Origin of the sequence: Propionispora hippei DSM 15287, assembly GCF_900141835.1 — a bacterium.
GTDB classification, from domain to species: domain Bacteria; phylum Bacillota; class Negativicutes; order Propionisporales; family Propionisporaceae; genus Propionispora; species Propionispora hippei.
In genome coordinates this window covers 132,209-144,085 of sequence record NZ_FQZD01000011.1, presented here as the reverse complement: position 1 = coordinate 144,085, position 11,877 = coordinate 132,209, and the positions used below count along the sequence as shown (strand labels likewise).

9 protein-coding genes are annotated in these 11,877 nt (G+C 43.9%); all 9 read right to left on the bottom strand.

Annotation, left to right across the window (positions count from 1 at the left end; genetic code table 11):
- Positions 1–256 (bottom strand): transposase (locus F3H20_RS08255; protein WP_149734459.1); only part of this gene is annotated, 256 nt, incomplete at its 3' end.
- A 142-nt stretch (positions 257–398) separates the two neighbouring features.
- The gene (locus F3H20_RS08250; protein WP_149734458.1) at positions 399–641 is read right to left on the bottom strand and encodes a hypothetical protein; all 243 of its coding nucleotides are present in this window, start codon (positions 639–641) and stop codon (positions 399–401) included.
- A gap of 374 nt (positions 642–1,015) precedes the next feature.
- On the bottom strand, positions 1,016–2,062 hold the full coding sequence (locus F3H20_RS08245; protein ID WP_223191686.1) for a glycosyltransferase family 9 protein: 1,047 nt from the start codon (positions 2,060–2,062) through the stop codon (positions 1,016–1,018).
- 132 nt (positions 2,063–2,194) lie between these two features.
- Complete coding sequence (locus F3H20_RS08240) at positions 2,195–4,078, bottom strand: coiled-coil domain-containing protein (RefSeq protein WP_149734457.1); 1,884 nt, start codon at positions 4,076–4,078, stop codon at positions 2,195–2,197.
- A 10-nt stretch (positions 4,079–4,088) separates the two neighbouring features.
- Positions 4,089–5,543 carry an exopolysaccharide Pel transporter PelG gene (pelG, locus tag F3H20_RS08235; RefSeq protein ID WP_188128249.1) on the bottom strand — a complete coding sequence of 485 codons (1,455 nt, stop codon included), beginning with the start codon at positions 5,541–5,543 and terminating at the stop codon, positions 4,089–4,091.
- Positions 5,519–6,961, bottom strand: a complete 1,443-nt coding sequence (pelF, locus tag F3H20_RS08230; protein WP_149734455.1) for a GT4 family glycosyltransferase PelF — start codon at positions 6,959–6,961, stop codon at positions 5,519–5,521. Before pelF ends, pelG begins: the two co-directional genes overlap by 25 nt.
- Positions 6,958–8,784 (bottom strand): DUF2194 domain-containing protein, encoded by a 1,827-nt coding sequence (locus tag F3H20_RS08225; protein WP_149734454.1) that lies wholly within the window; start codon positions 8,782–8,784, stop codon positions 6,958–6,960. The genes pelF and F3H20_RS08225 overlap by 4 nt, the downstream gene beginning before the upstream one ends.
- Positions 8,774–9,664 (bottom strand): hypothetical protein, encoded by an 891-nt coding sequence (locus tag F3H20_RS08220; protein WP_223191685.1) that lies wholly within the window; start codon positions 9,662–9,664, stop codon positions 8,774–8,776. Before F3H20_RS08220 ends, F3H20_RS08225 begins: the two co-directional genes overlap by 11 nt.
- Positions 9,654–11,840 (bottom strand): NAD-dependent epimerase/dehydratase family protein, encoded by a 2,187-nt coding sequence (locus F3H20_RS08215; protein WP_149734452.1) that lies wholly within the window; start codon positions 11,838–11,840, stop codon positions 9,654–9,656. The genes F3H20_RS08220 and F3H20_RS08215 overlap by 11 nt, the downstream gene beginning before the upstream one ends.
- Positions 11,841–11,877 lie beyond the last annotated feature (37 nt).

Genomic DNA, 11,877 nt, shown 5'->3' with positions numbered 1-11,877 from the left:
TGGTCTGTATTTCTTTTTCGAGCTGTCGCTCGGAACGGATGCCATAAAGATAGCCAATAAAGATCATTTTGAAAAGGACAATCGGATCTACGGGTGGTCGTCCATTATCTTGACAATAGTAGGGGGTGGTCTTCTCGTATATAAACGAAAAATCTATGTATTTATCTATCTTTCTAAGTAGGTGATCTTCAGGAACTAATTGATCAATACAAACTAATTCGAATTTCATCTGCTGAGGTGCTCGTTCTTTAAGCATACTCTACCTCCTAACAAAATTAGGTCCATGCAGAATTAATTCTACATGGACCCTCAAAAACCATTTTCATACTATATACTTTTTCAACAAGCTGACTGTCAACAAATATGTTGACAGTCTGCGTTTCCGGCCAAAGGTCCGCTTATATCATAATGACTTTCTTATTGCTCTCATTGGTTTCAAACTCTTTGCCAATCAGCCGTAACGTACCACAACTCGCGCATCTATACCAACGCATTTCATCATTGTTAGGTGTCATCTGTGCCAGTACCATTTCACCTTCACAACGCTTGCAAAGGAGTTTTACATCGTTTTCCACGCATAACATTTCAAAGATTGTTTTGTTGATAGCTTTTTCTTCCCTAGATTTGACCTCAACCTGCATAGGTATCATCTCCTCTTTGCTTTTTCTATATCTAATATATATATAATTCAGCAAAACGTCTTTGACTCCTGCCAAGGGAGAAAATATTTTTTAAATATTCCAAAAATATCTATGTTTCGACAAATATTGCATCTCATTCTATTCAGAATTTTAAATCTAACGGTCTCTAAACCTAAGCCTATAAGATGAATTGCGAGAGATTTTTCATCCTGCGAGGCAGAGGAAGCGCATTATCGGGAATGTAAGCCACCGGCAACAAAGCGGGACGGAAAAAATCTCGTAAAAAACACTATAGAATTAGAGGTTACAGAGTGCTGGTGCAATCTTGAAACTGAAAGATGGTGAAGAAAGTTTGACCATCAGTAATTTCATTTTCAAGGTTGGCAGGGTACTTCTACCTTACTCACGGCTTGCAGCACCTCATCCGGCGCAACACCATACATACACATATTATTCCCGTCAGGACACCTGGTTTTATGGCAAAAGGAACAGGTTAACCGGCTGGTCAGAGCAATATGTTTTTCGCCAAGCGGCGCAAAGAACGCCGGATCGGTAGGGCCGAAGATTGCTACGGTAGGAATATCCATCGCCGCCGCCATATGTAAGGGACCTGTATCTCCGGTAATCACCACAGCGGCTTTCTGAATCAACCCGGCTAAATCCAAAAGTCCGGTTTGTCCAATGGCATTGACTACCGAAGGACACGCCTTTTCAATCTCGCTTCCCAGCGGCACTTCCGCTTTGCCGCCGCCCAGTATAATCCGGTGCTTAGGGGCAAGCCGCTGAATAGTCCTGATAAAGAATTCCACCGGCCAATTTTTGGAGGGCCAGGTGGTCCCTGGAATAACAACCACAAGCCGTTCCTCCGGTAAAACGCCCGCCTGCCGCAGATAAGCTGCGGCAAACTCGCCATGCTTCGGACCAAGCGTTAGTTGCATGCGCCGGTCCACCTCGGTGATGCCAATTGCCCGAAGTACGCCCAGGTATTTATCCGTAACGTGCCTGCCCAAGGGCGGGGCGGTTTCGGTCATAAACAGCGAATTTAACTCTTTAGCCCCCCGCATGCCGATTTTCCGGCCAGCCCGTACTTGCTTGGTGATCATGCCGGTAAGAAATAACCCGTGAATATCCAAAACGACGTCAAAATACCGTTCTGACAACATGTTTTTCAGTTCACGCCACATCCGTGCGGCTTCTCGTAACTCAAGCTTACGGAGATGTTTCTCAAAACGTTCCCTCGACCAGACCAACACTTCATCTATGTGGGGATTATAGGTCAGCAGATCGGCGGCCACTGCTCCCACCAGCCAGGTGATCCGGCATTCGGGATAAGCCCGCCGCAGCGTTCTGGCTACCGGCGTACAATGAATGACATCGCCAATAGCGCTAAGTCTTACAATCAATATGCTTCTTATTGTCACAATGTGTACCGCCTTGAATCTGAAATAAAAATGGGCAACTCGGCAAGTTACCCACTTATTGGTTAGTAGTTCCCTTTACTATATCATATCATGCGGTTGGTTGAAAACAAGCAACTGATTGTCATTTTACAGCTAATAGTTGCGAGAGTACTTGACCATAATATTATATCCATGATAATTAACATTCGGGTCATTTTTCATAAAAATTTTCTGCACATCAAATGATAATGTTTGTTTTTCAGAAATATTCACATCATAACCTATTCCACCGGTATACTTTTTCCCATTATGAAAAATGGAATCAGTAAGAATATCATACGCTTCTCCCGATTTATTCATAAAGTCAAAGCTGTATCTCATGGTATGTCCTACTTGTACAGGCTTACTCCACATGAGACCTGAATATTGACCGCGCCTGCTGCTTCCTCCCGCCTGTTGTGCGAGCGACTGATCCGGCTGTTGATGGGAATTCCAATAATATAGCAGCAGGCTCTGGCCATGCGACAAATCTTTGACATAGGTGAGCTTTGTATCCAACTGATCCCCGTCCCGTACATAATCAGCGCCACCTACCTGCGTATCGGTATAATCAACGTGAGATAGCTCCCCCAGCAAACGCCAGTTGGGAGCAAGATGCTGCCATTGAAAAGTTTTTGTCCATATATTGCCCGGACTTAGTCGGTTGTTAGGTACATCATTAAGCAGAGTATAATCTCCCTGAAAAGAATAGGTTGTCGCTAAAGTCCATGTATCTTTGTCACTTACCTTACGACTGACAGCAACACCCGGCGTATAGTTCCACCCCGAGCCAAATGTTCCGTACTTAACCAAATCATCATTCATAATCGGTTTTTCACCGGACAGGGCTGCTTTTCCCGTAGGCATATTGACATCCAGACTGTAGCGCACAGAGTATTTGCCATGACCATTCGTATGCGCTATGGCTACGTCACTGTCGGACCAGCCGGACACTCGTCCTGAACCCGTCAACTGCGGGGCGGCGTGCTGTGAGATAACATACGCCGTATTAAAGGAAGTCTCCCAATTGCCATGCTGATAAAAAAAAGAATACGGTGAAACAAACTGATGCCCCTGATCTCCTCTGTTGTCTTTCCATGAATAATAGGTACTTGCGGCAAGGACCGAACGGGCAATAGGGATCTTTGCGTCTTCCTTATTTAATAATGTTACGTAGGATTGCCGACTATCCAATTCGGCCTTTGCATCGCGAACTACTGCTTTCGCATCCTCCAGATTTCGCTGAGCATCTTTTAATACTGCTTCCGCGTCCTCTAAAGCTATTTTGGCATCGGTCAGCCTATCCAGCGCTTGCTCTTTCTCATCAGTAGCCGCATCCTTGCCGGCTTGGGCAATCTCCGTATTTTCACCAGCCGCGTCAACCTCCTGCTGAAAGGTTTCCGCACGATCCCTGGCGGCGGCAACAAGCTCAAGCTTGGCATTATCCCTTCTCGCCCGTTGATCGGCCCTGCCGGCTATTTCATCAATATTCCCCTCATTGATATCGGCAAAGGACATAGGCTCGTCAGTTTCATTCGCACTTTGCGCTACCGAATTAGCCGTCTGCTCCGCAATCCGCCAATAACCTGCTGCCCGTTCCTGAGCTGCGGTCTGGGCCGCCAAGGCCAGCGTCAAACGGTTTATAGCCGCACGCTCTTTTCCTTCGGCCTCGGCAACCTGTTTCGCGGCTTCTCCTACATATGCATCTTTTTCCTTCACATTAGCTTGTGCTCTGCCAACCTCCTGCTGAGCCTTCTCTGCCGTGGCAAGGACTTCCTGAAGTGCCTCCAGAGCTTGTTTGACTGCCTCCTTTGCCGCCACCCGTTCAAACGCAGCTTGCATTGCCGCTTCGGCTGAATGGGCTGCCGCGTTTAGATTCGCCCCCGTATTCTTTGCTTCATCAGCAACATCAATGGCAGTAGGTACTCCCGCTTCAACCAAAGGCTGTCCAAAAACGCATAGGATAAAGGCAGCTATGATCATATAGTATTTCTGCATAAAATCCCTCCTATTTGTATTTGTCTTGTTGCACCGGATACCATCTACTAAGCCAGCGGGATATCATACCCTCTTCTATTTTATTTAAAACCGGCTGGGTACAAAAAACGAAGTAATCAATTCGGTTTGTATAATAAATCAATCGCATCATTGCCAAAGACAGCGTCAAAAAGGCGGCTAAGAACAGCCCAAAGCCATAGGTATTTTCGCCTAAGCATACCGAAATATAATTAAACACGATATTAGCAGCAAGGAAAAAGCTCGCAATACTCAATGCGCCCCGCCTATCTTCAAAGTACAGCATAATAATTAAAAAGTACTGGGTCATACCGGTAAGATACGCTCCAATTAAAAGCACGTTGTAAATATGTACCGAGTCATAAGTAAGTCCGAGCCAAGGCAGTAAGTAATTCCCCAACGCCAGGAAGATAAAGGTTACTACCAACTGTATTTCCATGAGATTACGGATTTCAGACCATAGCACCTGAAGCATAGCTTGTTTGGCGTCCTCAATTTCACGATAATTGCCTTTCCCGGTAATAAGCTTAAAATAGATCGCGTATTTATCGTAGAAATTAAGTTCTGTAGAAATAACAAATACAATAGCTATCGGCACCAATGATAAAAATGCGTAAAAGGTAGCCACATCATAGGCAGGAGCCAACAAATAAGTATCGGCTACCTTTAAGCCTAAGGGACTGCGCCAAATAAAGAAAATAGGACAATACAAACCAAGATAGTAACAAATATTAATAAAAAACAGGGACCGGTATTTTTCAAAATACTGCAAAAAGGAAAAATGGCAGTTATTAACCTCTGTGAAGAATCTTATAATATTTAATAACAGCATGGTCATCACCAAAAACATACCAATATCAATAGTCACTAACAGCCCTGTCACTATGTCCGGAATCAACACTTTTGTTACCAAGTAAGCAAGTACAACGGTAACGGTCACACCTACCGAGTAGGACTGAATAATTTTCCGGTAATCTTTTAACGCGCTTAAATAAACCCCTTGTATCCAGATTATGTTTAATTCCATGTAAAGAATATAAGTGGCAAGCTTCAACATGATATTGAGCGGAGCGTCCCACAAAAACCAAATAGCCGGTATGGATGCGACCAACAATACCATTGTGATAATACCATACAAAGAAGGTACGACACTTTCATACTCTTTCCGGTAAATCTTATCGGCCGCAAACCGGGTAATCAGCATGGCGAACCCGCTTGATGCAATTTGAGAAAAAATCAACGGATAAATGACCGAAGCCAGAAACAACTGTTCTACCTGGTATGAATTATTCATCGAGTGCAGCATCGCCTGAATAAAAAGGATCATAAGCAACATAAGAATAAAAGGACCAATTGTTACAATCGCCGTATAGGAACAGGCCCGTAAATAACCTACAGCACTTTTTTTGTGAAACAGCTTTTTTAACTCAAAACCGATTCCCGCCACATGACTCCCCCCAATTCTGCATACACCTGGCGATAGCTCATAATCATGCCATCCTTGGTGTAATACTGAGCAATTCTTTGATAAGCATTTTCTCCCATACTTCTCCGCAGCTCTTTATCACGGGCAAGCCTGATAATGGCCTGGGCCATCGCTTCAAAGTCCATCAAAGGAACAATAATGCCCGCCGGCCCCAGAGAGTCATTGTTACCATACAATAATTCGCGGCAGCTTCCCACATCGGTCGTTACAAAAGGCTTATAACAAGCCATCCCCTCCAGCACAGCCAACGGCTGCCCTTCACTAACACTGCTTAGCACCATAATATCCAGCTTCCCCAGATACTCGTTTACATTCACTGTCCCGGTGAACTGGACACAACCTTCCAACTTCAGCCGCTCCACCATATTCAGGCATTCTTCATAATACTCTTCATTTTCATCAGTCGGTCCAAGAATTAAAAATTGTGCCGAAGGCAATGCCTGAATGACCAGGGAAAAACCGCGCAGCATGGTAATAATATCTTTGATTGGCACAACCCGCACCACAGCGCCAATGACAACCGTATCTTCTTCCGCCGGTTCAGCGCTAATTCCCTCGTACAGCTCCACATCAACACCATTGGTAATAATCTCAATTTTACCGGCATCGCATCCCAAAGCGACCTCAATCTCCGCATTCTTGGCAAACAGGGAGAACACCCGCGTTGCTTCAAAATAAGTCAGCCTGGCAAGGCTATAAAAATAATTGATCCATAAGTCCTTAAAGTGCGGCTCTACCCAATTGCTCTGAATAATTTCTTCTTCCCGTTCACGGGAATAAATGCCATGCTCGGTCAGGATAAAGGGCTTTTTGCTCATTTTTGCCGCCAGGCTTCCCACGACGCCGGCATAGCCTGTTGCTACACTATGGTAAACATCCGCACGGGGAAAATCCTGTTGTAATAAGAAAAATAGCGGTAATAGCATAGATCTCACGGTCCAGAAGAAATCTGTGAACGGTAAGTGGCTATACCGTTCCTTATAAACGGCCGTTATGATGTCAAAAAAGTTAAAGCTCATAAAAATACTAAGAGCCGCCCTTGTCTTTGATGAGCGGAAAATTTCCACTAATTCATCAATCTTGATTTCGCCTTCACCACATATTAACGAAAAGAGCATGTCCTTTTGCCGGGACGACAGTGGAAACACCGTAGTGCCCGAATACTGCTGGTTTAAAATACTGTCAAGGAAAACTTCTTTGACCTCTACAATATTGTCGGGCAGACTATATTTAAACTTCCCTTTATTTTTCTCTTCCGCACCGATAGAGTAGATGATAAATTCATGCTCCGGCATTCCTGTTATCAGCATCTGAATCCAGGACGAAACGCCGCCGGTAATGTACGGATAACTACCTTCGGCAATGATACAGATTCTCATTCACGCACCTCACTTCCAAAAAGAAGACTCACTTGGGAAGAATGGATTTTTAGCAAATATACATTTTCATCAATAGATTGAGCATCACAGCCTGTTGCCTTGATAATTTTCCTCGGAGTCCGCAAAACGAAATAGCTGTCGCCACGAAAGCCGCCGCAAGCTATCTGCAATTGATTGTCATCCAGCTTTAGCCGGTAATTCATCCGCAAGAAATCCTCAAAATATTCCGCCCCCTGCGAAGCGGTGCAAGCCCGAAGCCAATTATATTTTTCCGCAATATCCTTAAACAAAGATTCAAGACCTTTATAAAATTCCTCCCAATGGCGACCTTTGTTTTCGGGATAGAAAATATTATCGGGATGGACAAAGTGGCAAAACACTCCCAAGAAACTGATTCCGTTGATAATACTCCAATCATCATCCTTATCCCGGAAATAATTTGAACTGATCCGGGGCATATTCAATACGCCGTCCGGTCCTTTGTCATACTCCTGAGCATAACTGTTATCCGTTTCATAATGGCCGACATATACGGAAGAAATCACATGCAGGTCCGGTAAAGCCTGCACCAATGTTTTCCTGCCTTCAGGACTCAGTATATTGGAAGGCGGGACATATACTCTCAGTTTATAATCCGGGTATACGTCCCCAATATACCGTTTCAATTCGCCTATACTTTGGGTCATAGCATCCACACTTGTCCAGGGCTGATAATCTGTATGCCTGACAAAGCCCGGCGGAACCAACGGTTGATGGTTATAGCCGTGCACCCCCAGCTCACCGCCGCTCTTTAGCAGCTCTCGGCCATACAAAATAAGGTGGTTCCGATTGGCACCGTTATTTGCTTCCGGAGCAAAAGGAGGATCGACTTTATTTCCGTAGGTTTCTATAACGACTCCGGTATACTTTACATTATACCGTGCTGCTAATTTGAGCATATCCGGCCACCATATTTGCCGGTAAAATTCTGGAGTAGTCAAATGATAGTCAGGATAAATAGCGTCACTGGTCCCTTCCGGCACGGGAGCCGGAAAATCATCAAGATACATCAGCTTGATACCAATCACCGGATAAGCAAATGTCTTTAAGCCAATTCCCAACATACCCGTTATGACACCCCGACTGTCTTTTACCTGTAAAGAAGTTCCATTATAGACAACATAAGAACCTTTGCCATTGTTGCGTTCCCAAAGTAAGGGAACACCTTCATAGGAGGTAAGGTGAAGCCGAGATTGTTCATCAAGTTCAACAGGATAAGAACTATTTTCAATACTGCTCTTTTCGGAGACAAAACCTTTACCTTTAATTAAAATATTGGAAAGCACTTTAATACCCGGTGTAGTTACCATATCACCGCTGCTTTTGATTCCCAGCTCTCTTTGTATTTCCGTAAACATATTCCCGTTTGGCGTAATCATAAAATAGACATTTCCACCATCAGCAACATACCGGTGCAATGGCTCGAAATTCTTAAGTTTATCCAAATCACTAAAGGCCAAAATAATCCCCGTGTAATTCAACTTTTCCTGGGCTATTGCTTCCACCGGAATAATTTTGACGTCCTTCTTAATCTGTTGTAATGTTTTCTCAATATTAAAGGCCAGACGAAGGCTGTCACCATTTTTTCCATCATAAACAAGCAGGAACTGCTCATCAGGCCAGCTTTTGGCAGCATCAGGCAGACTACGCACTGCCTTAGCTTCAACTGAAAAGTTTGTGTTTTTAAACATTTTCAAGAAGCCTTCACTCCGCTGGTTCTGGAAAAATAGTCCTAAACACAAAAGAATGAATAAAATAAGAATATTGCCCCTGTTATGACGCATGCTGCTCACTCCTGTCCCAAAACCGGATAACCGCTAACGCTCTTTGCGAAAAGACTATGGCGGAGTTTTTCAGTTGTCGGATAGACCGCTGAATTTTTCGAGCATCAGCCAAATGATAGGCCAATTTTATATCGGACAGATATGGTTGTTCACTATTCGGAAAACACTCTATAAATATCTGACAAAACACTTCGGCCTTTTTATAATTTCTTAATTCTATTTCGCCTTCAATCTTCATTAAGAAATACTTTTCTTCCGATCTGTCTAAATGCAGCAGACGCTCCAGCAAAACAACCTGTTCCTGCTGCAGGGAAATCCGGCTCGTCGCATCCATGCTGCTGCTTTTTACATAAACATCGATTGCATCAATATACTCCCGCAAGGCCGGTACATCTGTCGGTACCTCTGCCAGCCTTTTCTGTAAACGATAAAAAACTTCTTCCAAGGCTCTGATTCGGCGGCTTACCAGCGAAACGGCATAGTGCGATATTTCAGTATCCTCGTCACGCAGCGCCGTTAATAAAACTTCATTGTTCCGCAAAATATCCTTTCGTATAGCAGCACCTAATAACTTTCGTTTAGTACCCGTATCTGTTAGAAGCAATACATCCTGCATGGCAAGCACAGCTTCGCTTTGCTGCTCATGTTCCATAAAAAACGCCTGTTCATGTTCAAAACTGCGGTATACGTAGGAAGGATCTTCGCAGGAAAGATATCGCTTCTCGAAAGTTTTCACAATCAGCAATAACAACAGCCCAAAAAGGGGAATGAGCAGTACCAACATGGCCTCACAAAAGGCTCTCTCCCGTTTCTGCCGGGAAAAAATCAGGTAATATACAAAAAAGGTCGTAAAATGAATCAATAACCACTCATTCATCATCGCATCCACCCATAATCATGCTAGTCTGGATTCCAGCTTCGGACAGTCTTTGCTGTACTTCAGCAGCCATTGCCACAGGTATATTCAGCATCAATAAATATAAAGCACCGTCTTGGCGAAGCCCGACATAATCCTCATCTCTAACTTTTCCGGCAAGCCTTTGATAAACCTCCTCATAGGTCCCATACGGCTCAATGACCTTCAGCAGCAAATGTTCCTGTCCATATAGTTGTCTCCTGCTTTCCACTGCCTCCAACACATCTTCAAATTTTTCCGGAGTAAGAATTTCGGTTTGAGCAATGTATTTTTGATCTTCCAATTCTTTATCGTACAAGTAGGCTTTAGTAAAAGCATCTGTCACCAGCATAACAACAATTTGAAAAAGATTTTCATGATATAAGGTCAAATTCTCAAACGGCAGATTCTTCAAAGCAACTATGGCAATAACCCTGCCTTCATAAATAACAGGTGCTGCCATGAGCGGGCTGTCAGGTCGCAATTCATTATTTATAAACATTCTCTTCTTATCCATGATATAGCGGGCATACTCGGAATCGGCAATTTTTATCGACTTGGCTTGATCATCTCCGTAGCCGGAAGATTGCACTTTTAAACGCCAATAAGTTTTGCCCCTGTTTACCGTATAAAGAGCTACCCCATCGGTTTGCATAATTTTCCCTACAATCCCGATAGCCTCATTGGAAATATCTTCCATTTTCAGGCTATTCAAGGCACGAACAATATTATATATTTTGCCAATACTATCGTTAGCGTTAATAATCTGCGAATGAAGTTCATCCTTGCGTTGGTTACACTCTAAATAAAGAGTCCGCATAAAGTTATACTGGCTATTTATTGCATCCAGCTCCATCTGCTTATCCGCTGCTATTCGTTCCGAATTATCCCGTACGTAACCTGTGGCAACTCCAATGCACAAATAAGCGGCCAGGTGAGTCAAGTATTGAGCTTGATACATGATGGATACAAAATCCCCGCCCCGTGCCAGTGCCGTGCCAATAAAAAGAACCGCTGAAAAAGCTACGGCCGGCAAAGATTGCTTTTTGCCATATAAAATGCCCATAAGCCCAATGTAAATATAGTTGTAATCAAGGCCAAGGCGGTAATCAATCGTTCCTCCATATAGGCTGTTCCAACTAAATAGGAGCATCAGAATAAACATGCCTGAATTCTCTATATGGGGCCGCCACCGGGAAAAACTGTTGCTTGGCATGTCAATGGCGGCCGCAGTGGCTTGCTCCGTCCAATGAGCTTGATACCACGTGTAAGTTTTTGCAAGCCCCTCACGCAAAGAGTATTTCTGCTGCCAGCCCAACTCCTGTCTGACAAGAAAATTATCCAGTCTTGAATGAGCCACCTCACCGGTTCGCCGTTCGGCAAAGCGCACGCCTTTAATAGCATGCATGTCTCCCAACGCAGCGATTACATCTGCCAAGCTGGTTTCCGTATTTGTTGCTACGTTCATGATTTGCGAGGTTACTTTACTAGTGGCGGCCCGGAAAACGGCATCGGCCACATCTTCCACAAAAATATAATCACGAGTCTGTGTGCCATCGCCATAAACGACCACTTCTTTTTCTTCCAGCATGCGCTGCATAAAAATAGATACGACTCCGGCTTCGCCGGCAAGACCTTGACGCGGGCCATAGACATTGGCAAACCGTAATATGACTGTTTTCAGTCCATACAGTTCAGACCACTGCCGGCAGTAATATTCCCCTACCTGTTTATTCATTCCATAAACAGATACAGGCTGGAGCTCTGTATTTTCAATAATAGGCAAATCCTCAGTATTCCCATATACGGCTGCCGATGAAGCAAATAAAAATTTCCTTACTTTGTATTTGCGAGCCAGGTCCAGCATGTTGATTAAGCCAAGTATATTGGATTCACTATCCAGATAAGCATCCGCATTGGAAACGGCAACGTCGACTTGCGCCGCAAGATGAATAACACAATCGATGTTATTCGTGCGGAAAACCTCCTCGCAGTTTTTATCCGTTACATTAAGCTGATAAAAATCATAGTCAACACTGAGATTGGCTTTCGTCCCGGTAGAAAGATTATCAATAATACAAATTTTGTGGCCTTCTTTAAAAAAACGTTCGGCAACATGTGATCCGATAAAACCACAACCGCCAGTGATTAGTATGTTCATTGCTGTTCCTCCAATATTTGATAATAAACAAACTGCA